Below are 24,873 nucleotides of genomic sequence, written 5' to 3'. Positions count from 1 at the left end.
CTCTTGGACGCCGTCCCGGTGGACACCGCGCGGCGGCGTCCGGCGGTCGGACCGTCTGTACCGGTCCCGTCCCGTCAGTTCCGGCGGGGGAGCGCGCGCGGACGCGGCGGCCCCGCCGGGGACCAACCTACTACTTGGACTGCAGGTCTTCTGCGAGTGCGACCAGGGTGCGGACCATCACACCGGTCGCGCCCTTGCCGAGCCAGCCGTACCCCGCACCGCGGTTCTCCGACGGTCCGGCGATGTCGAGGTGCGCCCACGGGATCGTGGTGCCCTCGGCGGTCTGCCCGACGAAGCGCTCGAGGAACTTCGCGGCGAGCAGCATCCCGCCCGCGGTCTGTCCGACGGTGGCGTTCACCATGTCGGCGACGTCGCTGCTGAGACGGCCGTCGAGTTCCTCCGGCATCGGCATCGGCCAGATCGGCTCCGCGACCGCGTCGGCGAGCGCACGGACCTGTGCGACCAGCTCGTCGCTGCCCATCAGGCCGGTCGTGCGGTCTCCGAGGGCGACCATCTGCGCTCCGGTGAGGGTGGCGATGTCGACGATCGCGTCGGGCTGCTCGAGCGACGCCGCGGCCATGCCGTCTCCGAGGACGAGTCGGCCCTCGGCATCGGTGTTGGTGACCTCGACGGTCTTGCCGTTCTTCAACGTCAGGACGTCACCCGGGCGGATGGCCGACCCGGACGGCATGTTCTCGGCGAGGCAGAGCCAGGCGGTGACCTTGGTGTCGAGGCCCAGACGAGCGGCCGCGACCGTCGCTGCGAGGACCGTCGCCGCACCGGTCATGTCGGTCTTCATGCCGAGCATGGACGCTGCCGGCTTGAGCGACAGCCCGCCGGAGTCGAACGTGATGCCCTTGCCGACGAGTGCGAGGTGCTTGGTCGCGCCGGCCGGCTCGTACCGGACGACGACGAGTCGCGGCGGACGGACCGACCCCTGTCCGACGCCCGCGATCCCGCCGAAGCCCTGTTCGGCGAGAGCGGTCTCGTCGAGGACCTCGACGGTGAGGGGCAGTCCCTCGGCGATCGATCCCGCGACGTCGGCGACGTCGGACGGACCGAGGTCCCCGGCGGCGGTGTTGACCAGGTCGCGGACCAGGGCCGCGGCGTCGGCGACGATCGCCGGGCGCACGGTGGCGTCGGCCGTGACCGAGGCCGGGGCGACGACCGTGATGCGCTGGTCGCCACGGGTCGGGCCCGTGGTGCCGGCACCCTTGTGTCGCGTGAACGAGTAGGCCCCGAGTGCGGCGCCTTCGAGTGCCGCGGCGACGGCGGCGTCGTCCTCCGTGGGCAGGGCCAGGGCGATGGCGGCGACGTGCGGCAGCTGGCGGACGGCGCTGCCGGCGGCGGTGCGGACGGCAGCCGGCCCGGTGGCACTCCCGAGACCGATGAGGGCGATGCCCGCGGCGGCGACGCCGACGGACGCCCCGCCCGGGATCCGGACGAGCTGGTCCTTCGCACCGGTCGCTCCGACCGCGGCGAGGTCGAGGTCGGCGAGTCCGTCGACGGGGCCTGTGGCGGACGGCACGAGGGTGGCCGGGGCGCCGTCGGTGCCCGGGCGCACGCCCAGCACGAGGACGTCGGCGTCGACGGAGGAGGGGGACGAGGAAGAGGTGGAGAGCGTCGGTCGGACCATGCGGTCAGCCTACTGACGGCCCACTGACGGCCCACCGACGGGCGATGGACGGGCCTCCCGTCGGGCGGGTGACGGGAGGCTCGGCACCTGTTCGCTGTCGGCGTCGCCGCCCGACCATGTGGCGTCGGCGGCCCCGCCTAGCATTGACCCGATGAACCACCCCGAGGACCTCTACACGCTCGACGTCTCCGCCCCGACGGTGCCTGCCGGGTTGCACCTCGTCGCTGCCCTGACGGGCTTCGCGGACGCGGGCTCGGCGGTGGCGCAGATCACGGCGTCGATCACCGGCTCGCTCGAGACCCAGCTCGTGGCCGAGTTCGACCCGGACGTCCTGCTCGACTGGCGCGCCCGTCGTCCGGTGATCACGTTCGAGCACGACCACATCACCGCCGTCGAGCCGCCGCGGCTGACGCTGCACCTCGTCCGTGACGAGCTCGGGCAGCCCTTCCTCTTCCTGTCCGGCTACGAGCCGGACTTCCAGTGGAACCGGTTCGTCCAGGCGGTCGTCGACCTGGCCGAGGACCTGCAGGTCGCCGACACGACGTGGGTCCAGGCGATCCCGATGCCGGTGCCGCACACGCGGTCGATCGGCGTCACGGTGTCCGGCACCCGTGCTGACCTCGTCGAGTCGATGAGCGTCTGGAAGCCCGAGACCCAGGCGCCGGCGAACGTCCTGCACCTGGTCGAGCACCGTCTGGCGGGGCTCGGACAGCAGGTCACCGGCCTGGTGCTGCTCGTCCCGCACTACCTCTCCGACACGGAGTTCCCGGACGCCGCGGTCGCGGCGCTGTCGGGCATCTCGGCCGCCACGGGTCTGATCTTCCCGACGGACGCGCTGCGTGAAGAGGGGCGCGAGTTCCTGGCCCGCGTGGACGAACAGGTCGCCGGCAACGCCGAGCTGCAGCGCCTGGTCGGCACGCTCGAGCAGCGGCACGACACGTACATGGAGGGCAACGCGGTCGCGTCGCCGCTCACCGGGGCGGACGGGCAGGTGCCGAGCGCGGACTCGATCGCCGCGGAGCTCGAGCGGTTCCTGGCGGACCGCCGCAGCGCAGCCGAGGACGACTGACCGCAGGATCTCCACCCGCACGGGTACCAGTCGTCCGCTCGCTAGCCTGGTCGGGTGAACTCGCGCCGTGCCTTCGTCGTCTGGGGCGTCGCCGTCCTGGCCTACGTCCTGGCGGTCATGCAGCGGTCGTCCCTGGGGGTCTCCGGGGTGGACGCGCAGGACCGCTTCGCCGTGTCCGCTGCCGTCCTGTCCACGCTCGCGGTCGTGCAGATCGCGGTGTACGCGGGGCTGCAGATCCCGGTGGGCATCGCCCTCGACCGGGTGGGACCACGTCGCCTGGTGCTCCTCGGTGCCCTGCTGCTGACGATCGGCCAAGCCGTCGTCGCGCTGTCGCCGACGATCGGGCCGGCGATCGTCGGGCGGGTGCTCGTCGGTGCCGGCGACGCCATGACGTTCATCTCGGTGATGCGTCTGCTGCCGATGTGGTTCAGCGGGTCCCTCCTGCCGCAGATCTCGCAGTGGACGGGCAACCTCGGGCAGGTCGGACAGATCGTCTCGGCATTCCCGTTCGCCCTGCTGCTGCACACCGTCGGGTGGGACGCGGCGTTCGGGGTCGCGGCGATCGCCAGTGCCGTGGGGCTCGTCCTGACGGTGGTGTTCGTGCGCGCGGGTCCGGTCGTGGTCCGCACCGACACGATCCCGATCCCGCACTCGTGGGGCGCCGCGTTCCACACCTTCGGCCACGCCCTCCGCCGGCCCGGCACACAGCTCGGCTTCTGGTCGCACTACGTGACGCAGTCCTCCGGCACGGTGTTCAGCCTGCTCTGGGGCGTCCCGATGCTCCGCGGCTTGGGCTACTCGGCGACCGAGGCAGCCACCTTCCTCACCGTGATCGTCGTCGTCGGGTTCGTCGCCGGCCCGGTCCTCGGCCTGCTCTGCGCGCGGTTCCCGATGCGGCGTTCCAACCTGGTGCTCGGGATCGTCGCCGCGCTCGGTGTGGTGTGGACGGCGGTGTTGCTCTGGCCGGGCCAGCCGCCGACGTGGCTCCTCGTCCTGCTGGTCGTGGCGATGGGGGTCGGCGGGCCGGGCTCTCTCATCGGGTTCGACTTCGCCCGGTCCTTCAACCCGGTCGGCTCACTCGGGTCCGCGAACGGCGTGGTGAACGTCGGCGGCTTCCTCGCGGCCTTCGTGATGATGTTCGCGATCGGGTCGCTGCTCGACGTGCTGGCGGCGGCGTCCGGCACCGACACGTTCGCCTGGCAGAACTTCCGCGTCGCGATGACCGTCCAGTACGTGGTCGTCGGGTTCGGTGTGGTGATGCTGCTCCTGGCCCGGCGTCGGACGCGGGCGCGACTGCACGCGGAGGACGGAATACGGGTGGCTCCACTGTGGGTTGCACTCGTTGCACGATTCCGGAAAGGACGCGTGCAATAATGATCACGGACCCTTTCGGGTTCCCTGCGTTCAGCGTCGGGGGACTTGACATGGGTCCTAGTGCTGCCCGGAACGGTAGGACCAGACGACGTGGGGGACCGCGGCGCTGGCCCTGGGCGGCGAGGGAAGGCCACGACCCCAGGAACGTGGCACGACGAGGAAGGTGATCGCATGGCTGCCCGGAGCACGACGGTCGATCCCACGAAGGACACCACGCCCGACGGCGTCGTGGCGGAAGACGCCACGGACACGACGGAGGGCACGGCCGCGCCGAAGAAGCGCGCCACCAGGACCACCACCGCCGCCAAGAAGGCCGCCCCGAAGAAGGCGGCTCCGAAGAAGGCGAGTGGCAAGAAGGCCGCCGCCTCGGAGGACGACGAAGAGGGCACCGAGGACGAGACGCCGGTCGAGGTGGCCGAGGACGCCACCGAGACGACCGACGACGCGACCGAGGACTCGGACGACGACTCGGCTGCGAAGCCCGCGACGGACACTGCCGCGGTCGCCGCCGGCGCGCTCGTCATCTCACAGACCGACGACGATGAAGCGCCGGTCTACTCGACGACCATCACGGGTGCCACCGCCGACCCGGTGAAGGACTACCTCAAGCAGATCGGCAAGGTCGCGCTGCTCAACGCCGAGCAGGAGGTCGAGCTCGCGATGCGCATCGAGGCCGGCCTGTTCGCCGAGGACAAGCTGCAGCACTCGACGGGGCTGTCCAAGCCGGCCGAGCGGGAGCTGCGCTGGGTCGCCCGCGACGGTCAGCGCGCGAAGTCGCACCTGCTCGGTGCGAACCTCCGACTGGTCGTCTCGCTCGCGAAGCGCTACACGGGCCGGGGGATGCAGTTCCTCGACCTCATCCAGGAGGGCAACCTGGGCCTGATCCGTGCCGTCGAGAAGTTCGACTACACCAAGGGCTTCAAGTTCTCGACCTACGCGACCTGGTGGATCCGTCAGGCCATCACCCGCGCGATGGCCGACCAGGCCCGCACCATCCGCATCCCGGTGCACATGGTCGAGGTCATCAACAAGCTGGCCCGTGTCCAGCGGCAGATGCTGCAAGACCTCGGTCGCGAGCCCACGCCGGAAGAACTCGCCCGCGAACTCGACATGACGCCTGAGAAGGTCGTCGAGGTCCAGAAGTACGGTCGCGAACCGATCTCCCTGCACACCCCGCTCGGTGAAGACGGCGACTCCGAGTTCGGTGACCTCATCGAGGACACCGAAGCGGTCGTCCCGGCCGACGCGGTGGGCTTCACGATGCTGCAGAAGCAGCTCGAGAGCCTGCTCGACTCCCTCTCCGAGCGCGAGGCCGGCGTGATCCGGATGCGTTTCGGCCTGGGCGACGGCCAGCCGAAGACCCTCGACCAGATCGGCGACACGTTCGGCGTCACGCGCGAGCGCATCCGCCAGATCGAGTCGAAGACGATGGCGAAGCTCCGCCACCCGTCCCGGTCGCAGTCGCTCCGCGACTACCTCGAGTAGGTCGACCGGTGCGTTTCGTGGTCCCGATCCTGGTCGGGCGGATCCTCCGTGCCCTCGCGCGAGCGCGGGGCGGCGGGTCCGCATACCCGGGCTACATCGTCCTCAAGCTGGTGCCGGACTTCCTGCAGCACGTGACGCGGCAGTTCCCCAACGGTGTGGTCTTCGTGCTGGGGTCGAACGGAAAGTCGACGACGACCCACATGATCTCGGAGATCGTGCGGGCGCACGGTCTGCGGGTCTTCACGAATCCGTCCGGTGCGAACCTGCCGCAGGGCATCGCGTCGGCACTGCTGTCCCAGGTCTCGCTGGGCGGCAAGCTCAAGGCGGACATCGGGATCCTCGAGGTCGACGAGGCCTTCGCCGTCGAACTCGCCGGCATCCTGTCGCCGTCCACGGTGACGATGCTCAACGTCCAGGTCGACCAGCTCTACCGGTTCTTCGAGACCGAGCGGGTCGCGACGATGATGCTCGACACGGCCGCGCTGTCGACCGCGAACGTCATCACGAACCACGACGACCAGTTCCTCGACGCCTACGTGGCCGTCGACGGGCAACGGGTCCTGCGGTTCGGCGCGAGCACCGAGGTGGTCGCAGCCGCCCCGAACGGACTGCAGAACGCCGACGACTTCGTCGCCGCTGCTGACCGGGCACAGACGACCGCCGATGCCGAGATCGTGGCCTTCTCCGGGGACGGCGCCACCATCGCGTTCGCGGGTTCCGAGATCCCGGTCCGCCTGCCGGCCCGCGGCCTCCACTACGCGGTGGACGCCGCCGCTGCCGCCGCGACGGCCAGTGCCGCACTGGGCGACCAGTTCCGTCCAGCCGCCGTCACCAAGGCGTTCGAGCGGATGAAGCCGGCCTACGGTCGCGGCGAGCGTCTGCCGATCGCCGGTGAGTCCGCCGAGTTCACGATGTTCAAGAACGCCGCGAGCCTGCAGCTCAACCTCGACGCCCTGCCGGCGCACCCGGAGCAGGTCCTCATGGCGATCGACGAGGGCACGCCCGACATCTCCTGGATCTACGACATCGACTTCTCGAAGCTCGACCACGTCGACGTCGTCTCGGGCGACAAGGCCTGGCAGATCGCGATCGCCCTCGAGCACGCCGGTGTCCGCATCGGTCGTGTCGAGCCTGACGTCGAGTCGGCGATCCGGCACATGCAGGGCCTTGGTGCCACGACGACGGGCACGAAGAACTTCATCGTCAACTACGAGATCATGATGATCGCCCGGAAGGCCCTCGGCCACCCGGACATGGAGAAGACCGCATGACGGCCGATCGCCTGACCATCCTGCACGTCTACCCGCGGCAGATGGGCGTGTCGGGGGACCGCGGCAACGTCGCAGCCCTCGTCCGTCGTGCCGCCACCGCCGACATCGTCACCGAGGTCGTCGAGTACGCCCCGGGCGACGAGTTGCCCTCGGCGGCCGATGTGGTGGTGGTGGGCAACGGACCGCTCAGCGCGATGCGCTCGCTCGGTACGGACGTCACCCGGGTAGGTTCGGTCCTGCGCGACTTCGCGACCGCCGGAGTGCCGGTGGTGGCGGTCGGCGGCGGGTTCGACCTCGCCACGAACCAGGTCGTCCCGACCGACGGCGCCCCGATCGACGGCTTCGGCGTGTTCGACGCCCGAGCCGTTCGTGGGGCAGAGCGCCGTGTGAACTACCTCGTCCTCGAGTCGCGGTACCCGCTGCTGCCGGGAGCGTCGACCCGGCTGGCCGGCTTCGAGGACCACGCTGCACGCATCGAGCTCGCCGACGGCGTCTCGCCGTTCGCGGACGTCGTCTCCGGTGGGGGCAACCAGGCCGGTTCGCCGGTCGAGGGTGCCGTCACCGGCAACTCGTTCGGCACGCACACGCAGGGGCCGATCCTGCCGCTCAACCCGCAGCTGACCGACGCCGTGCTCGCCGCGGCGACGGCCCGACTCGGCCGCGACTACACGCCGGACCCGGGTCGGACGGCGACGATCGACGAGTACGCACGTGAAGCCCGCGCCACGATCGACCGGTACGTCGACAAGGCGTTCAAGCGCATCGCGTAGCCGGTGGTCGACGGCGGCCGCCTGGAGGCCCGGCATCGGTGCGGGAGACCGGTGCCGGGCCTCCAGGCGGTTTCGTCCGTCACATGACGGATGCCAGGACGACGACGGGCCCGGATCCATGTGGATCCGGGCCCGTCGTGTGGTGCGTCGCGCTTACTTCGACTCGTGGAGTCGGCTGCTCTCGTCGTGCCACTCGATCGCGGTGGCGGCGAGCTTGTCCTTGAACTCAGCTCCGTGGTGGGCGCAGAAGAACAGTTCGCCGCTCGCCATGGTGGCTCGGATGTACGCCTGCGCTCCGCAGCTGTCACACCGGTCGGCAGCGGTGAGCTGGTGGTTGCTGACTTCGTCGATGGAGAGGTCCTGCACGGTCTGGGTCATTGCTGTGCTCCTCACGGATTGCAGGTGGTGCTTCTTGGTTGCACCATCTCAACACGTCCTGCCTGGATGTGCGGCATCCGGGGCGCCCATTTCGCTCAGCGCGGACCGATCATCCCCAGTACGAGTGTCGGGACGGCTGCGGAGCTGTTCGTGCTGCACCGCACGGCGCAGGCGGCGCGCCCGCGCCCGACGTTGCGCCGGTCGCTCGACGAGCAGACTGGACAGGTGCCCCAAGCTGAGAGTCGACAGGATCTGCAGGATCAACAGGAGTGGGAACGGCAGCACCGGACCGAGTGCGAGGCAGGTGAGTTGTTGCACGGGCCAGGCGTAGACGTAGAAGCCGTACGAGGCGTCGAACCGTGATCCAACTCGATGCAGGGGTACTGCCGTGCTGAGCGGGAGCAGCAGGATGATGAACGGGAGCGGAGCGATGTCCGCACTCGTCCCGGTCACGATCGACGCCGCGATCACCGTGAGCAGCGCCACGACCGTGACTGCCGAGACACGGATCGCGCCGGCCCAGAAGTAGGCGACAGCGCCCGCTGCGAACGCGACACAGACGTCGATGGCAGAACCGAGGCCTGGGTACTCGATGATCCCGAGGGTGTTCGGGAGCGCCGCGATCATCGCGACGGCGAGGGCGACGACCGAGGTCACGCGTCGGACCCGTACCGGGACCAGCGAGAAGGCGACAGCGACCACGACGTAGCAGGCGGCCTCCCAGAAGAGCGTCCACAGTGAGCCGTTCCAGATGCCTTCGTACGGCACGCCGACCAGGGTGTCGTCGATGCCCTCCTGCAGGAACCTCGGCGGGTAGAGCGGCGCGTTGTGGAGGACGTACCGGACGGCACTCGACGGGTCCCACCTCGCGTCGGGTTCGTAGCCGACCGAGATCGGGGCGAAGACGAAGGCGGTGACGAGGAGGGTGGCGAACAGTCCGGGGAGGATGCGAGCCGCGCGGGCCTCGGCGAAGTCGAGCATCGACCGCGTGTTGTCGCGACTCCGGCAGATGAGGTACCCCGTGACGGTGAAGAAACCCATCACCCCCCAACGTCCCACGGTCATCCCGCCGAGCTCGGGCTCGGCGGACACCCCGGTCATCCCCACCGCATGCGACACGAGCACCAGTCCGGCGAACAGCAGTCGGGCGGCGTTCAAGGAGTTCGCGGCTGGGTCGAAGGTCGAGGCAAGCGTCCGCGGCGCCCGTGGCGGTTCCATACTGAAGTACTACATGATCTCCGCTTCTGCTGGTGAGCCATGTGTATTTCGCCCGCGCCTCCGTGCCGTGTCGGACATGCTCGGTACGCTCGTCAGGTGAGCTCCGACTACTCCGCACGGCATCTCTCCGTCCTCGAAGGACTCGAGGCGGTCCGGAAGCGTCCCGGCATGTACATCGGCTCGACGGACTCCCGCGGCCTGATGCACTGCCTGTGGGAGGTCATCGACAACTCGGTTGACGAAGCCCTCGCGGGGCACGGTGACGAGATCGGTGTCACGTTGCACGCGGACGGGTCGGTCGAGGTCTCCGACGTCGCTCGTGGCATCCCCGTCGACGTCGAACCGAAGACCGGCCTGACCGGGGTGGAGGTCGTGTTCACGAAGCTGCACGCCGGCGGCAAGTTCGGCTCGGGGTCGTACGCGGCCTCCGGCGGGTTGCACGGGGTCGGTGCCTCCGTCGTGAACGCGCTGTCGGAGCGCCTCGACGTCGAGGTCGACCGGGGCGGCAAGACCTACGCCATGTCGTTCCACCGTGGGGAGCCCGGCATCTTCGACGACGCGCAGGGCATCGGGCCCGACGCGCCGTTCGCACCGTTCACCTCGGGCAGCGAACTCCGGGTCATCGGCAAGGTGAAGAAGGGCGTCACAGGCACCCGGGTGCGGTACTGGGCGGACCGGCAGATCTTCACGAAGGACGCCGCGTTCAGCACCGGTGACCTGGTGAACCGGGCGCGTCAGACGGCGTTCCTGGTCCCCGGACTCGGGTTGACCATCACCGATGCCCGCCCCGCCTCGATGTCGGCTGCCGCGGAACGAGCCGCGCTGGCGGCGCCGCCCCTCGACGGCGAGCCGAGCGTACGCGTGGAGCGGGGCCCGGTCGTCGAGCGCTTCCGCTACGAGGGCGGCATCGGCGAGTTCGTCGAGCACCTGGCGGTGGACGGCGCGAAGACCGACGTCTGGCGCATCCAGGGTTCGGGCACCTTCAAGGAGACCGTGCCGATGCTCGACGACAAGGGCCACATGGTGTCCACCGAGGTCGAGCGCACCTGTGAGGTCGACGTCGCACTGCGGTGGGGCGACGGCTACGAGACGATGTTCCGCAGCTTCGTCAACATCATCGCCACGCCGAAGGGCGGGACGCACCAGACGGGTTTCGAAGCAGGTCTGGTCAAGGCGGTCCGCACCCAGGTCGAGGCGAACGCCCGCAAGCTCAAGGTCGGTCAGGACAAGCTCGAGAAGGACGATGTGCTCGCCGGTCTCACCGCCGTGCTGACCGTCCGGCTGCCCGAGCCGCAGTTCGAGGGACAGACGAAGGAGATCCTCGGCACGCCCGCGGTCCGACGCATCGTCGACTCGGTCGTGTCGAAGCGGATGACCGAGATCCTCACCTCGACGCAGCGCACCGAGAAGGCACAGGCAGCCGGGCTCCTCGAGAAGGTCGTCGCCGAGATGAAGACGCGCATCTCGGCCCGTGCGCACAAGGAGACGCAACGCCGCAAGAACGCGCTCGAGAACTCCTCGCTGCCGACGAAGCTCGCGGACTGCCGGTCGAACGACGTCGAGGGCACCGAGCTGTTCATCGTCGAGGGCGACTCGGCCCTGGGTACCGCGAAGCTCGCCCGGAACAGCGAGTACCAGGCGCTCCTGCCGATCCGCGGCAAGATCCTCAACGTGCAGAAGGCGTCCGTGTCGGACATGCTCTCGAACGTCGAGTGCGCGTCGATCATCCAGGTCATCGGCGCCGGTTCCGGCCGCACGTTCGACATCGACCAGGCCCGCTACGGCAAGATCATCATCATGTCGGACGCCGACGTCGACGGTGCCCACATCCGCACGCTGCTGCTGACGCTGTTCTTCCGGTACATGCGGCCGATGATCGAACAGGGCCGGGTCTTCGCCGCCGTGCCACCGCTGCACCGGGTCGTCGTGGTGAACCGCGGCAAGCCGAACGACACGCTGTACACGTACTCCGAGCAGGAGCTCACGACGCTGCTGAAGAAGCTCGAGCGGTCGAACAAGAAGTACCTCGAGCCGATCCAGCGGTACAAGGGGTTGGGCGAGATGGACGCCGACCAGCTGGCCGAGACGACGATGGACCGTGCGCACCGGACGCTCCGGCGGGTGAACGTGTCGGACGCGGAGTCGGCGGCGAAGGTGTTCGAGCTGCTCATGGGCAACGACGTCGCGCCGCGCAAGGAGTTCATCCTGGCGGGCGAGGGCCTGGACCGCGAGCGCATCGACGCCTGACCGGCGGCGTGCCGGACCGTCTCCCGGACGACGTCGAGACGCCGCCACGACGCCGAGACGCCGCCGAACCCGGCGCAGTCTCGCGGACACGGCGGCGTCTCGCTGAGACGAAGGCGTGTCAGACCTCGCCCGGGGTCCCGTCGACGGCGGCGGCACTGCCACCGATGGTGACGACCTCGGCATCGAGCGGACTGCCCGACCCGTCGCGCTTCGACAGCCAGTCCGGCAGGGTCCGGGCAGCACCGTCCGAGCCGACCGCATGCGGCGGCGCGACGCCGGCCCAGGCGACGCTGAGGCCGTCCTCGCCCTTGAGGAACGCGTGTGCCCGGACGCCCTGCGTGCCACGGCCCTTCGCCGGGAACTCGGTGAGGGCGGAGACCTTGGCGCGACCCGCGTCGGTGCCCGGTAGGGTGCTCGAGGTGGTGGAGACGGTGGCGACGACGGTGTCCTCGGTGAGGGCGACGGAGCCGAACCAGAGCACGGTGGCACCACCGGCGAGCGACACGCCCGCGACGCCGCCGGCCGGGAGGCCCTGCGGTCGGACGGCGGCGGCCGGGAACCGGAGCAGCTGGGCGTTCGAGGTGATGAACACCAGGTCGTCCGACTCGGGTGCCTGGGTGGCGCCGACGACGTGGTCGCCCGGCTTCAGCCCGATGGCGGGGAAGTCCGGCTTGTCGGGCCAGGCCGCCGGCACGACGCGCTTGACGATGCCCTGCGCGGTGCCGATGGCGACCGAGTCCGCGACGGACGCGTCGAGCGACACGAGGGCGACCACGGTCTCGCTCTTCGGGACACCGAGGTACTCGCTCACTCGGACTCCGGCGTCGAGCCGCACCGACGCGGGCGGGACGGCAGGGACGTCCACGGGGGAGAACCGCACGACACGCCCGGTCGAGGTGAGCGCGCCGACCTGCCCGCGGACGGTGCTGACGACGGCGGAGCGTACGGCGTCGTGCTTCGAGCGCTTCGGCACGTGCACGATGCCGGACTCCGCCGCGGGGATGTCGACACGGACGAGTCGTCCGGTCGTCGAGAGCAGCACTCGGCAGGGGGCGTCGGCGACCTGGAGCGACTCCGGGTCCACCGTGGCCTTCCGACCGCCACGGACGGGCGCGTCGGCTTCGGTGAGCAGGGTGCGGCGGGGCGTGGCGAACTCCTCGGACACCGCGGTCAGCTCGGTCGCGACCTGCGCGCGCAGCCGTTCGTCGGACGCGAGCAGTTCCTCGAGCGCGCCGATGTCGGCGAGCAGCTGGTCGCGTTCGCCCTCGAGCTCCATGCGCGAGAACTTCGTCAGACGGCGCAGACGGAGCTCGAGGATGTACTCGGCCTGCACCTCCGACAGGTCGAAGACGTCGCGGAGCCGGTTCCGTGCGGCTTCGGAGTCGTCGGAGGTGCGGATGACCTGGATGACTTCGTCGATGTCGAGGATCGCGATGAGCAGCCCCTCGACCAGGTGCAGGCGCTCACGACGTCGCGCCAGCCGGTACTGGGAACGCCGGGTGACCACGGACAGGCGGTGCTTGACGTAGACGTCGAGCAGGTCGCGGAGCCCGAGCGTGCGGGGCGATCCGTCGACCAGGGCGACGTTGTTGATCCCGAAGTTCTCTTCGAGCGGCGTGTGCTTGTAGAGCTGCTCGAGGACGGCCGTCGGGTTGAAGCCGGACTTGATGCCGATGACGAGCCGGAGGCCGTGGTTGCGGTCGGTGAGGTCGTTGACGTCCGAGATGCCGACGAGCTTCTTCGACTGCACCCCGTCCTTGATTTTCTCGATGACCCGCTCGGGCCCGACCAGGTAGGGCAGCTCGGTGACGACCAGCCCGGACTTGCGCGGGGTGAGGTTCTCGACCGAGACCTTCGCCCGGGTCCGGAAGGTTCCGCGACCGGTCGCGTAGGCGTCACGGACCCCGGAGAGCCCGACGATGGTCCCGCCGGAGGGCAGGTCCGGACCCGGGACGAACTCCATGAGCTCCTCGAGCGTGGCCCGCGGGTGCATGAGCAGGTGCTTCGCGGCCTCGACGACCTCGCCGAGGTTGTGCGGCGCCATGTTCGTCGCCATGCCGACCGCGATGCCGGACGCGCCGTTGACGAGCAGGTTCGGGAAGGCCGCCGGCAGCACGCTCGGCTGCATGATCTGGTTGTCGTAGTTGGGCACGAAGTCGACGACGTCCTCGCCGAGCCCCTCCGTCATCGCCATCGACGGTTCCGCCAGGCGCGCCTCGGTGTACCGGGCAGCAGCCGGGCCGTCGTCGAGGGAGCCGAAGTTGCCGTGCCCGTCGATCAGCGGCACGCGCATGGTGAACGGCTGCGCGAGCCGGACGAGCGCGTCGTAGATCGCGCCGTCGCCGTGCGGGTGCAGCTTCCCCATCACCTCACCGGTGACGCGGGCGCTCTTCACGTGGCCGCGGTCCGGCCGCAGGCCCATCTCCGCCATCTGGTAGAGGATGCGGCGCTGCACGGGCTTCAGGCCGTCGCGGGCGTCGGGCAACGCGCGTGAGTAGATGACCGAGTACGCGTACTCCAGGAAGGAGCCCTGCATCTCCTCCGAGACGTCGACGTCCTCGATGCGCTCACCGTCGGGCAGTCCGACGACGTCCGTGCGTGCCATGGCACCTTCCTGCCGACCCAGCTCGATCTGGAAGACTCTGGGGGTGGGAACAAGCGTACCGACGGCCCCCGACGCCGCCGTGAACCTCGCCGACGTGCTGCCGAGTTGCCTCGTCGCGCTGGGCGTCGCCGACGACGCCTGGTTGCGGGACACCGGCCGGGAGGCCCGGATCACCCTCCGTCCCGCCCGTTCCGCGATCGTCGTGCTGGTCGACGGCCTCGGCGCGAACGCCCTCGCTGCACGGGCGGGTCACGCGCGCTTCCTCACCGCGACGAAGAAGCGCCTGCGCAGCGGCTTCCCGACGACGACCGCCGCGGCGCTGACGACGCTCACGACCGGCCGGCCACCCGGTGCGCACGGTGTCGTCGGGTACAGCGGGTGGAACCCGGACGAGTCGCGGGTGATGAACCTGCTCAGTGGGTGGGACACCGAGGTCCCCGCCGGGTGGCTGCGCTCCGAGACGGTGTTCACCGCGGCGTCGGACCTCGGTGTGGACCCGGTCGTCGTCGCCCCGAGCCGCTACCGGTCCTCGGGCATGACGGCGAACGTGCTCGGTGGCGCGCGCTTCGTGGCCGGCGACACGATCCCGGCCCGCATCGACGCCGCGCTCGACGCGACCGCGACCGGGCAGCAGCTCGTCTACCTCTACATCCCGGAGCTCGACTCGATCGGGCACAAGCACGGCTGGCAGTCCGACCGGTGGACCGCGGCGCTCGAGTCGGTGGACGCCGAGCTGTCCCGCCTCGCCGACCGCATCGCGCCCGACGTCGGGGTGCTCGTGACCGCGGACCACGGCGTGCTCGACGTGCCGCCGCACGCGAACGTCCCGATGGACCCGGAACTCCTGGTGGACGTCGTCGGCGTGGCGGGCGATCCACGCTGCCGTCAGCTGACCGTTGCGCCGGGAACGGACGTACCAGCGCTCGTCGAGGCGTTCCGCGCGTCGCTGGGCAAGCGTGCGGTGGTCGCCAGCCGCGACGAAGCCGTGGCCGCCGGGTGGTTCGGACCGGTCGACCCGGAGGTCATGCCGCGGATCGGCGACGTGCTGCTCGTCGCGAAGGGGTCGTGGGCGTTCAACGACGACCGCGGGGTCCCGGAGGGCACGGAGCCCGGCCGGATGATCGGCCAGCACGGGGCGATGAGCGACGACGAACTGCTCGTCCCGCTGCGCCTGGCCGGCGCGTTCGCCCAGTAGCCCGCGCGCTGACGGACCGGAGCGCCGGCGGACCGGAGACCGCAACGGACGGGGGCCGGGACGGACCGGTACCGGGACGGACCGAGACCGGGACGGACAGGAGGCCCGCCCCACGGACGCGGGACGGGCCTCCTGACCGGACGGTCGGCAGGACGGGTCAGACGGTGTCGTCGTCCGGGCGGGTGCCGAAGACGATCTCGTCCCAGCTGGGCATCGCCCGACGGTTGCGCTTGCGGCGGTCGGGACGGCCGTCGGCGTCCGGGACGGCCGTGGGACGGGCCTCCGGCTGCGGGGCCGTGTCCGAGTCGTCGACGGGCGAGACGGGCAGGTCGACGACGCCGACCGAGGTGCCGCGCGGGGCGTCCTGCTGGTCCGGGAAGGTCGCGGCCTCACGCTCACCGCGGCGGCGACGGAGGGCCTCGAGCAGGTCGGCGGTCTCGTTGCCGGGCGCGCGCTCCTCGACGTACGAGGTGCCGATGCGGGGGAGCGGCGGGCGCAGTGCGGTGCGCTCGACGGCCTCGGGAGCTGCGGGCTCCTCGGCGGCTGCGGCCTCCTCGACGTGGAAGGCGCCGGAGTCGAAGCGGGTGCCGTCCTCGTCCTGGCGCTCGTACTCGACGGCGCGGAGGCGCGGGGCGATGCCCTCGTCCTCGGTGTGCGACAGGCGGTGCGCGTCGCCGTTGTCGGGCACGAGCGTTGCGGTCTTCGGGTCGAAGCGCCACTGGGCGTCGTGCTCGACCTCGGCAGCGGTGTACCGGACCTGGACCTGCCAGCCGTTCTCGACGTGCTTCCAGCTCGACCAGGCGACGTCGGTGGCGTCCCCGGCCTCCAGGCGCGCCGTGATGGCCTCGCCGAAGGTGTCCGGCGACGCGTCGTCGACCGGGGTCACGCTGACCCGGCGGGCGGCGTCGAGCACGAACGCGCGCTCGGCGAGGACCGGACCCTCGAACCGGCGGACGTAGTCGACCTCGACGCCGAGGGAGGCGGCGACGTCGGCGGCGTCGGAACCGCTGCGGATGCGCGCCTGCACGTCCTTCGGCGACACGCGCTTCTGCGGCCCGGAGTCGGGGTTCGCCTGCCGGACCTGGCCCGGGAGCGACGCGGTGACGGGCAGCCGGAACTCGGTCCCGCCGTCGGTCGCCAGGAGGAGTGACCCGGATTCGACTCCGATGACTCTCACGTCTTGCATGGTTCCGCCTTCCGCTGCCTGCGTACGGTCGTGCGTCGTACCCGAGGAGTATGCAGGCCGCTGCAGCACTTTCCGCGCAGGCGCACGGCGTGCCGTGCGTCTCGTCCCCGGCTTCGGGAATGGTCGGGATGCGCGCCGGGTTGCACGGCCAGAACGCACCGCTCGAGTACTCGGTTTGCACTCGGACGGGCCGTGGTGCAAACTGTCGCCGCCGAATCCGGCGACGACCTCTCGATACGAGAAATGGATGGGCATGGCCACCGATTACGACGCCCCCCGGAAGACCGACGACAACTCCGACTCGGAGTCGATCGAGGCCCTCAAGGAGCGCGTCCCCGACAAGATGTCGGGAGTCGTCGACGACGATTCTGACAACCCGGGCAGCTTCGAGCTCGCGGGCCAGGACCTCAGCGACGTCGACCTCGACGTCGTCGTCCTGCCCCCGCAGGTCGACGAGTTCACCTGTGTCGAGTGCTTCCTGGTGAAGCACCGCTCGCAGCTCGACCACGAGACGAAGCTCGGCCCCGTGTGCATGGAGTGCGCAGCACTCTGAAGCACCGACCGAGCGCAGAACGGCCCGCATCCTGCTGGATGCGGGCCGTTCTGCGTGCTGGCACTCCTGCTCGCGAGGCCGGGCTCAGACCGGATCGGTCCGGTTCGCCCGCTCGGCGCCGCTCGTCAGGGCACGGGTGACGGCCTCCGGGTCCCGGACGCTCACCAGCCAGTACGGGGTGGGGTCGGCGGCGTCCCGGACCTCCACCTTGACGACGCCGTGCACGTAGCCGCGGAACAGGGTCCAGGCGCGGGCGTCGAGCTCCGGTCCACGCTGGCTCGTCGCGGCCGCACCGGTGAAGCCGGCGACCTCGCCGACGACCGAGCGGGGCAGGTGCGCCCGACCGGCGTGGAACTCGGTGTCCGTCACCTCGATGACGGGTGCGAGAGCCCACAGCAGCACGAGCACAGCGAGCTCCATGCCGATGGCCACGGCGACCCCGGCCGTCGCGCTGATGGGGAGGAAGACGAGCAGGCTCGCGGGGATGACGAGCGCCGTCGCCAGGTACAGGGCGGGCGGAGCCCACAGTCGTTCGCGGTACACGGTCACCCCTCCATTCGACCACGAGCCGCTGCGTGCTCCGAGCAGGTCACGGATCGGTCACGGTCTGCACTACCCTCGACTCGTGACCGAAGCAGTCGACGTCCTCTGGACCGGCAACGCCGCTCCCGCCTTCGCCAAGCCCGGCGACGCCGGAGCGGACCTCGTGTCGGCCGAGTCCTTCGTGCTCGCGCCCGGGGAACGCCGCCTGGTCGGCACCGGGCTGGCGATCGCCCTGCCGGACCAGCACGTCGGCTTCGTCGTGCCCCGCAGTGGTCTGGCCGCGAAGCACGGCATCACCATCGTGAACGCGCCCGGCACGATCGACTCGGGGTACCGCGGCGAAGTGAAGGTCGCGTTGCTCAACACGGACGCCACGGAGCCGTACGAGGTCCGGGTCGGCGACCGGATCGCACAGCTGATCGTCATGCCGGTGCCCCGCGTGACGTTCACGCAGGTCGCCGAGCTGCCGCAGAGCGCTCGCGGCCAGGGCGGGTTCGGGTCGTCGGGCTACGGTGACCGGACCGGTCACGAGGTGTCCTCCGGCGTCGTCGGCGCCGGACAGGACGCCGATCGGAACGACGGAGCGGTGACGCCCGTCGACATGCACGAGCAGGGTCTGGAAGGGACGCGGTCATGAGGATCGGACGACGCAAGCGCGACGAGGTCGAGGTCGCCGAGGCCGTGGTGGACGACGTCGAGGTCGCTGGGCCCTCGCCCGAGATCGAGCTCGCGGACGACGCCGACGCCGGCTTCGACGAGGTCCTGGCCACCGAGTCGACCGACAAGTCGGCTCCGCTGGACCGTGGCGACAACGGTCCCCTCGACGAGACCGAGGCGAACCTGGTCCGTCCGTACGTCGACCTCGGCGGCGTGAAGATCCTGCCGCGCGAGGGTCTGCACCTCCGCCTCGAGGTCGAAGAGGACTCGCAGCGGGTCGTCGCCGTCGGCCTGGACTACGACGAGTCGACCCTGCAGGTGCAGCCGTTCGCCGCGCCGCGCTCGACCGGCCTCTGGCACGAGATCCGTGCGCAGATCGCCGAGCAGATCCAGCAGCAGGGCGGTGTCGTCACGGAGGTCGACGGCCCGTTCGGTCCGGAACTCCGCGCGCAGGTGCCCGTCGTGGGCGGCGCGGGTGTCACCGACGGGGTCCGCGCGGCCCGCTTCGTCGGGGTCGACGGCCCGCGCTGGTTCCTCCGTGGGGTCATCGCCGGCAAGGCCGCCGAGCAGCCCGAGGACGCCGCCGACATCGAGGAGCTCTTCCGCAGCGTCGTCGTCGTTCGTGGAACGACCCCGATGCCGCCGCGCGACCTCATCCCGCTGCACATGCCGAAGTCGACCCAGTCGACCATCTGACGCGGCTGCAGCCGACCCCGACGAACCAGCCTGGAGGCCCGGTGACGGACCACGACGACCGCTCCCGTCCCGACGGGGCCACCCCGACCACCGGCTCCGCCGCGTCGGATCCCTTCGTCGAGGAGCGCGCTGAGCCGCTGTCACTGCAGGCCCAGCTGCGGGACGCGGTGCGCAACGCCGGCATCGGTCAGGTCGCCCCGGGCGAGGCGCCCTCCGGCAAGGCCCTGCTGACCGCGGTCGGAGGTGTCCGAGGGCTCGCCGAGTCGGTGCTGCCGGGCTTCGCCTTCCTGATCGTCTACGCGATCACGAAGGAGGTCGTGCCGAGCGTCGTCGTCCCGGTCGCGATCGGGCTCGTCTTCGTGGTGCTCCGGCTGCTCCAGCGGCAGTCGATCATGATGTCCTTCGCGGGCATCTTCGGCGTCGCGATCTCGGCGGGCCTCGCCCTGCTGACGGGTCGCGCCGAGAGCAACTTCATCCCCGGCATCGTCATCAACGCCGTCTTCCTGGCGGTCATCCTCGTCACGCTGGCGATCCGCCGACCACTGATCGGCCTGGTCGTCGGCCTGCTCGTGCCGGGTGACGACGACGGTCACGACTGGCGGGACGACCCGGCGAAGCGTCGCGTCCTGACCGTCGCGACCTGGATGTGGGCCGGGCTCTTCGCCTTCCGGCTCGCGTTCGAGATCCCGCTCTGGCTGGCGGCGCAGGTCGAGCTGCTCGCCGGCATCAAGCTGATCACCGGCGTCCCGCTCTACGCAGCCCTGCTCTGGGTGACGTGGCTGCTCGTCCGGACCGTCTTCGTCCGGGACGAACCCGCCGCGGTGTAGAGTTGTCTCGACGTCAAGACACTTTCCTCCGGGCACGACGGAGTCCCCGGGTTTAGGTTCACCTTGCTGGTGGGACGTCCCGCGGCCCGCGAGGATGAGGGCACACCGATCAACTCAGGAGGCGGCACAGTGGCTGCAGTCAACAGCTTCGGATCGAAGGACACGCTCTCGGTCGGGGGTGTCGACTACGCAATCCACCGGATCGACGCCGTGCCCGGGCACGAGAAGCTCCCGTACAGCCTCAAGGTGCTGCTCGAGAACCTCCTGCGCACCGAGGACGGCGCGAACGTCACCGAAGGCCAGATCCGCGCCCTCGGCTCGTGGAAGCCGGAGGCAGACCCGGACACCGAGATCCAGTTCTCCCCGGCCCGCGTGGTCATGCAGGACTTCACCGGTGTCCCGTGCATCGTCGACCTCGCCACCATGCGCGAGGCGATGGCCGAGATCGGCGGCGACCCGAACAAGATCAACCCGCTGTCCCCGGCCGAGATGGTCATCGACCACTCGGTGATCGCGGACCTCTTCGGCAGCTCCGACGCCCTCCAGCGCAACACCGACCTGGAGTACGAGCGGAACGGGGAGCGCTACCAGTTCCTCCGCTGGGGCCAGACGGCGTTCGAGGACTTCAAGGTCGTCCCGCCGGGCACCGGCATCGTCCACCAGGTCAACATCGAGTACCTGGCGAAGGTCACCTACACGCGTGACTTCGACGGCGAGACCTACGCCTACCCGGACACCCTCGTCGGCACCGACTCGCACACCACGATGGTCAACGGCCTCGGCGTGCTGGGCTGGGGCGTCGGCGGCATCGAGGCCGAGGCGGCGATGCTCGGCCAGCCGGTCTCCATGCTCATCCCGAAGGTCGTCGGCTTCAAGCTCTCGGGTGCGATCCCCGCCGGTGTGACCGCGACCGACGTGGTGCTCACGATCACGGAGCAGCTCCGCAAGCACGGTGTGGTCGGCAAGTTCGTCGAGTTCTACGGCGAGGGTGTCGGCGCGGTGCCGCTCGCGAACCGCGCGACCATCGGCAACATGAGCCCCGAGTTCGGCTCGACGGCCGCGATCTTCCCGGTCGACGACGTCACGCTCGACTACCTGCGCCTGACCGGTCGCGACGAGGCGCAGATCGCCCTGGTCGAGGCCTACTCGAAGACGCAGGGTCTGTGGCACGACCCCTCGGTCGAGCCGGCGTACTCGGAGTACCTCGAGCTCGACCTCTCGACGGTGGTCCCCTCGATCTCCGGCCCGAAGCGCCCGCAGGACCGCATCGTCCTGTCCGAGGCGAAGGACCAGTTCGAGGTCGACCTCGCAAACTACGCGAGCATCGAGCACACCGAAGAGGACAAGGCCGTCGCGGACACGTTCCCGGCGTCCGACCCGGTGGCCGCTGCCCCCGGTGACGAGCACGCCGTCGACGACCTGCAGGACGCTCCGGCGTCCGAGGTCCCGGTCCACGCCTCCAGCGCGCCCGGTACGGTCTCGAAGCCGACCTCGGTCGCGATCGCGGAAGGCGACCCCTTCACGATCGACCACGGTGCCGTCGCGATCGCCGCGATCACGTCGTGCACCAACACGTCGAACCCGTCGGTGATGATGGCCGCGGGCATCCTCGCGCGCAACGCGTCGAAGAAGGGCCTGAAGGCCAAGCCGTGGGTCAAGACCACCCTCGCGCCGGGTTCCAAGGTCGTCACGGACTACTACGAGAAGGCCGGTCTGACGACCTACCTCGAGGACCTCGGCTTCTACACGGTCGGCTACGGCTGCACCACCTGCATCGGCAACTCGGGCCCACTGCCCGAGGAGATCTCGCAGGCCGTGCAGGACAACGACCTGGCCGTGACCGCGGTGCTCTCGGGCAACCGCAACTTCGAGGGACGCATCAACCCCGACGTGAAGATGAACTACCTGGCGTCCCCGCCGCTGGTCATCGCGTACGCCCTCGCCGGCTCGATGCACTTCGACTTCGACACCGACGCGCTCGGCACCGACACCGACGGCAACGACGTCTTCCTCAAGGACATCTGGCCCGACACGGCCGAGGTCCAGCAGGTCATCGACTCGTCGATCGACACCGAGATGTTCACCCACGAGTACGGCTCCGTGTTCGAGGGCGACGATCGGTGGAAGAACCTGCCGACCCCGACCGGTGACACGTTCGAATGGGACGCGCAGTCGACCTACGTGCGGAAGCCCCCGTACTTCGACGGCATGACGATGCAGCCGGACGCCGTGTCGGACATCTCCGGTGCCCGCGTGCTCGCGAAGCTCGGCGATTCGGTCACGACCGACCACATCTCCCCGGCCGGATCGATCAAGGCCGACAGCCCGGCGGGCAAGTACCTCGGCGAGCACGGCGTCGACCGCAAGGACTTCAACTCCTACGGCTCACGTCGCGGCAACCACGAGGTGATGATCCGCGGCACGTTCGCGAACATCCGGCTCCGCAACCAGCTCCTGGACGGCGTCGAGGGTGGCTACACCCGCGACTTCACGACGCCCGACGGTGCGCAGTCGTTCATCTACGACGCGTCCGAGCACTACCAGGCGCAGGGCACCCCGCTCGTCGTCCTGGGCGGCAAGGAGTACGGCTCCGGTTCCTCCCGTGACTGGGCGGCGAAGGGCACGAGCCTCCTGGGCGTCAAGGCGGTCATCACCGAGAGCTTCGAGCGGATCCACCGCTCGAACCTCATCGGCATGGGCGTCGTCCCGCTGCAGTTCCCGGCGGGGGAGTCGATCGAGTCCCTCGGGCTCGACGGCACCGAGTCCATCTCGATCTCCGGTCTGACCGCGCTCAACGAGGGCACCACGCCGAAGACCGTGCAGGTCACGGCTGAGCCGACCGAGCACTCGCCCGCCGGCAAGCAGCCGGTCGAGTTCGACGCGGTCGTCCGCATCGACACCCCGGGTGAGGCCGACTACTACCGCAACGGCGGCATCCTGCAGTACGTCCTCCGTTCGCTCGTCTGACCCCGGAAAACGCAACCTGGGCGGCTCCCCGCAGCGGTACTCCGTTGCGGGGAGCCGCTCTCGTTGCGTTCCGCGGAGGACGGGAGGCGCGTGGCGGGCTGCCACCGCGCCTCCAGTCCGTCCGCTGGTCGCGCGCATAGAGTGGGCCGACCGCCGTACGAAAGGAGCGCCCGTGAGCCTGCTCGCCAGCATCACGTCGCCGCGCGACCTGAAGCGTCTCTCCGACGCGCAGATGACCGACCTCGCCGCGGAGATCCGCACCTTCCTGGTCGCCGAGGTCGCCAAGACCGGCGGGCACCTCGGGCCGAACTTGGGCGTCGTCGAGCTGACCCTCGCCATGCACCGGGTCTTCGACTCGCCGCACGACCCGTTCGTCTTCGACACCGGTCACCAGTCGTACGTGCACAAGCTCGTCACCGGCCGGCAGGACTTCTCGCGTCTGCGGGAGCGTGGGGGCATCGCCGGCTACCCGCAGCGGAGCGAGTCGGAGCACGACATCGTCGAGTCGTCGCACGCGTCCTCGTCGCTGTCCTGGGCGGACGGCATCTCCCGTGCCTTCCAGCAGACCGGGCAGTCCGACCGCACGGTCGTCGCCGTGGTCGGGGACGGCGCCCTCACGGGTGGCATGACGTGGGAGGCGCTCAACAACATCTCGGACCAGAACGACCGCCGACTGGTGATCGTGGTCAACGACAACGGCCGCTCGTACGCGCCGACGATCGGCGGGATGGCCCGCTTCCTGAGTTCCGTCCGGACCCGACGCGAGTACCGCACCCTGTACGAGAAGAGCCGGGCCGCTGCCGACCACTTCGGTGCACCCGGACGTGCGGTGTACCGGGGGCTGCGTGGCGGCCTGCACGGTTTCCTGTCGCGCTTCACCAACAACGAGGCGCTGTACTCGAACCTCGACATCAAGTACGTCGGACCCGTCGACGGGCACGACCAGCAGGCGATGGAGGCGGCGCTCCGACAGGCGAAGGGCTACGGCTCGCCCGTCATCGTGCACGCGATCACCGAGAAGGGTCACGGCTTCGAGCCCGCCCTCCGCGACCAGGCGGACCAGTTCCACGCCGTCGGGCACATCGACCCGGAGACGGGCGAGTCGCTCGACAAGGCCTCGGGTCCGTCGTGGACCTCCGTCTTCGCCGCGACGCTCGCCGAGGTCGGCCACGAGGACCCGCGGATCATGGCCATCACCGCCGCGATGCTCCGTCCGACCGGACTGCACCTGTTCCAGCAGGCGCACCCGGACCGGGTCATCGACGTCGGCATCGCCGAGCAGCACGCCGTCACGACGGCCGCGGGTTTGGCGTACGGGGGACTCCACCCCGTCGTGGCGCTGTACGCGACGTTCCTCAACCGGGCGTTCGACCAGGTGCTCATGGACGTCGCCCTGCACCGGGCCGGCGTCACCTTCGTCCTCGACCGTGCCGGCATCACCGGTCCGGACGGTCCCTCGCACCACGGCATGTGGGACCTGGCGCTGCTGCAGGTCGTCCCCGGCATCCGGATCGCCGCCCCACGCGACGCCGTCACCGTGCGAGAGGAGTTCCGGGAGGCCGTGGCGGTCGATGACGCGCCGACGGTCCTCCGGTGGTCCAAGGGTCAGGTCGGACCGGACATCCCCGCGCTCCGACGGCTCGACGACGGGGTCGACGTGCTGCACCAGGCCACATCGGCCGAGGACGTCCTGATCGTGGCCGTCGGCTCGATGGTGCCGACGGCGCTCGAGGCCGCCGCGCTGCTCGAGGCGCAGGGCATCGGTGTGACCGTCGTCGACCCGCGCTGGGTGGTGCCGATCCCGGCGTCGCTCATCGACCTGTCCCGCGACCACCGGTTGGTCATCACGATCGAGGACGGCGTCCGTGTCGGCGGTGTCGGGACCCGGCTGCGGCAGGACCTCCGCGCTGCCGGGGTCGACACCGGCGTCAACGAGCTCGGTCTGCCGGACGCGTTCATCGACCACGCCAGCCGGAGTCAGATCCTCAGCGATGCGGGGCTGACCGCGCAGGCGATCGCCCGCGACGTCATCGACCAGGTCGTCGGCACGAAGCTGCCCCAGGCGAAGCCGGCGCGGTCGCGGGAGTCCGCCGAGCGCTGACGCCCGTCGCGCGGCGCCCGTCGCGCCCGGTGCACTTCGGCGGCGCACAACAGAAACCGCCCCGGACCACGGGATCCCCTGGTTCGGGGCGGTTT

The 24,873-nt window shown here is 70.3% G+C and carries 19 protein-coding genes; 13 read left to right on the top strand and 6 right to left on the bottom strand.

Features of this window, described 5'->3' with window-relative positions; all coding sequences use genetic code 11:
* Window positions 1–130: 130 nt before the first annotated feature.
* A complete protein-coding gene (locus DEJ24_RS06860) occupies window positions 131–1,636 on the bottom strand; it encodes a leucyl aminopeptidase (RefSeq protein ID WP_111077869.1) in 1,506 nt (501 codons plus the stop codon).
* A gap of 151 nt (window positions 1,637–1,787) precedes the next feature.
* Between DEJ24_RS06860 and DEJ24_RS06855 the strand changes: the two genes are divergently transcribed.
* From DEJ24_RS06855 to DEJ24_RS06835, 5 genes are all read left to right on the top strand, one after another.
* Window positions 1,788–2,705 carry a proteasome assembly chaperone family protein gene (locus DEJ24_RS06855; RefSeq protein WP_111077868.1) on the top strand — a complete coding sequence of 306 codons (918 nt, stop codon included), beginning with the start codon at window positions 1,788–1,790 and terminating at the stop codon, window positions 2,703–2,705.
* 54 nt (window positions 2,706–2,759) lie between these two features.
* A complete protein-coding gene (locus DEJ24_RS06850) occupies window positions 2,760–4,079 on the top strand; it encodes a nitrate/nitrite transporter (protein WP_111077867.1) in 1,320 nt (439 codons plus the stop codon).
* Window positions 4,080–4,250: 171 nt separating this feature from the next.
* Entirely contained in the window at window positions 4,251–5,564 is a 1,314-nt protein-coding gene (locus DEJ24_RS06845) for an RNA polymerase sigma factor (RefSeq protein WP_111077866.1), read from the top strand.
* Between the two features lie 8 nt (window positions 5,565–5,572).
* Window positions 5,573–6,835: a MurT ligase domain-containing protein gene (locus DEJ24_RS06840; RefSeq protein ID WP_111077865.1), complete on the top strand. Its 1,263-nt coding sequence runs from the start codon at window positions 5,573–5,575 to the stop codon at window positions 6,833–6,835.
* The gene (locus DEJ24_RS06835; RefSeq protein WP_111077864.1) at window positions 6,832–7,605 is read left to right on the top strand and encodes a type 1 glutamine amidotransferase; all 774 of its coding nucleotides are present in this window, start codon (window positions 6,832–6,834) and stop codon (window positions 7,603–7,605) included. The genes DEJ24_RS06840 and DEJ24_RS06835 overlap by 4 nt, the downstream gene beginning before the upstream one ends.
* 153 nt (window positions 7,606–7,758) lie before the next feature.
* Here DEJ24_RS06835 and DEJ24_RS06830 read toward each other — a convergent pair whose 3' ends face one another.
* Window positions 7,759–7,983 carry a hypothetical protein gene (locus DEJ24_RS06830; protein WP_110902441.1) on the bottom strand — a complete coding sequence of 75 codons (225 nt, stop codon included), beginning with the start codon at window positions 7,981–7,983 and terminating at the stop codon, window positions 7,759–7,761.
* Between the two features lie 48 nt (window positions 7,984–8,031).
* On the bottom strand, window positions 8,032–9,201 hold the full coding sequence (locus DEJ24_RS06825) for an acyltransferase (protein ID WP_111077863.1): 1,170 nt from the start codon (window positions 9,199–9,201) through the stop codon (window positions 8,032–8,034).
* A gap of 39 nt (window positions 9,202–9,240) precedes the next feature.
* Here DEJ24_RS06825 and DEJ24_RS06820 point away from each other — a divergent pair, with 39 nt between their 5' ends.
* Window positions 9,241–11,448, top strand: coding sequence for a type IIA DNA topoisomerase subunit B (locus DEJ24_RS06820; RefSeq protein WP_111077862.1), 2,208 nt, complete (start codon window positions 9,241–9,243; stop codon window positions 11,446–11,448).
* A 118-nt stretch (window positions 11,449–11,566) separates the two neighbouring features.
* Here DEJ24_RS06820 and DEJ24_RS06815 read toward each other — a convergent pair whose 3' ends face one another.
* On the bottom strand, window positions 11,567–14,053 hold the full coding sequence (locus DEJ24_RS06815; protein WP_111077861.1) for a DNA topoisomerase (ATP-hydrolyzing) subunit A: 2,487 nt from the start codon (window positions 14,051–14,053) through the stop codon (window positions 11,567–11,569).
* A 43-nt stretch (window positions 14,054–14,096) separates the two neighbouring features.
* On the opposite strand from DEJ24_RS06815, the gene DEJ24_RS06810 reads away from it, so the two are divergent.
* The gene (locus tag DEJ24_RS06810) at window positions 14,097–15,248 is read left to right on the top strand and encodes an alkaline phosphatase family protein (protein WP_220034440.1); all 1,152 of its coding nucleotides are present in this window, start codon (window positions 14,097–14,099) and stop codon (window positions 15,246–15,248) included.
* Window positions 15,249–15,405: 157 nt separating this feature from the next.
* Here the strand turns inward: DEJ24_RS06810 and sepH are convergent, their stop codons facing one another.
* On the bottom strand, window positions 15,406–16,425 hold the full coding sequence (gene sepH / locus DEJ24_RS06805; protein ID WP_181432765.1) for a septation protein SepH: 1,020 nt from the start codon (window positions 16,423–16,425) through the stop codon (window positions 15,406–15,408).
* A gap of 262 nt (window positions 16,426–16,687) precedes the next feature.
* Here sepH and DEJ24_RS06800 point away from each other — a divergent pair, with 262 nt between their 5' ends.
* A complete protein-coding gene (locus DEJ24_RS06800; RefSeq protein WP_110825450.1) occupies window positions 16,688–16,987 on the top strand; it encodes a DUF4193 domain-containing protein in 300 nt (99 codons plus the stop codon).
* 84 nt (window positions 16,988–17,071) lie between these two features.
* On the opposite strand, the gene DEJ24_RS06795 is transcribed toward DEJ24_RS06800, so the two are convergent.
* Window positions 17,072–17,536 carry a DUF3093 domain-containing protein gene (locus DEJ24_RS06795; RefSeq protein WP_111077858.1) on the bottom strand — a complete coding sequence of 155 codons (465 nt, stop codon included), beginning with the start codon at window positions 17,534–17,536 and terminating at the stop codon, window positions 17,072–17,074.
* Window positions 17,537–17,612: 76 nt separating this feature from the next.
* Between DEJ24_RS06795 and dut the strand changes: the two genes are divergently transcribed.
* The 5 genes from dut (at window position 17,613) to dxs (ending at window position 24,778) form a co-directional block, all read left to right on the top strand.
* The gene (dut, locus tag DEJ24_RS17195; protein ID WP_375334542.1) at window positions 17,613–18,167 is read left to right on the top strand and encodes a dUTP diphosphatase; all 555 of its coding nucleotides are present in this window, start codon (window positions 17,613–17,615) and stop codon (window positions 18,165–18,167) included.
* Window positions 18,164–18,883 (top strand): DUF3710 domain-containing protein, encoded by a 720-nt coding sequence (locus tag DEJ24_RS06785; protein ID WP_110902434.1) that lies wholly within the window; start codon window positions 18,164–18,166, stop codon window positions 18,881–18,883. Before dut ends, DEJ24_RS06785 begins: the two co-directional genes overlap by 4 nt.
* 41 nt (window positions 18,884–18,924) lie before the next feature.
* Complete coding sequence (locus DEJ24_RS06780; protein WP_258374750.1) at window positions 18,925–19,710, top strand: DUF3159 domain-containing protein; 786 nt, start codon at window positions 18,925–18,927, stop codon at window positions 19,708–19,710.
* Window positions 19,711–19,839: 129 nt separating this feature from the next.
* Window positions 19,840–22,677, top strand: coding sequence for an aconitate hydratase (locus DEJ24_RS06775; RefSeq protein WP_111077857.1), 2,838 nt, complete (start codon window positions 19,840–19,842; stop codon window positions 22,675–22,677).
* Between the two features lie 172 nt (window positions 22,678–22,849).
* A complete protein-coding gene (dxs, locus tag DEJ24_RS06770) occupies window positions 22,850–24,778 on the top strand; it encodes a 1-deoxy-D-xylulose-5-phosphate synthase (protein ID WP_111077856.1) in 1,929 nt (642 codons plus the stop codon).
* Window positions 24,779–24,873 lie beyond the last annotated feature (95 nt).

Source organism: Curtobacterium sp. MCPF17_001 (assembly GCF_003234615.1).
Taxonomy (GTDB): Bacteria; Actinomycetota; Actinomycetes; order Actinomycetales; family Microbacteriaceae; genus Curtobacterium.
The sequence above is the reverse complement of the archived record's forward strand: the minus strand, read 5'-3'. Positions and strand labels throughout refer to the sequence as shown.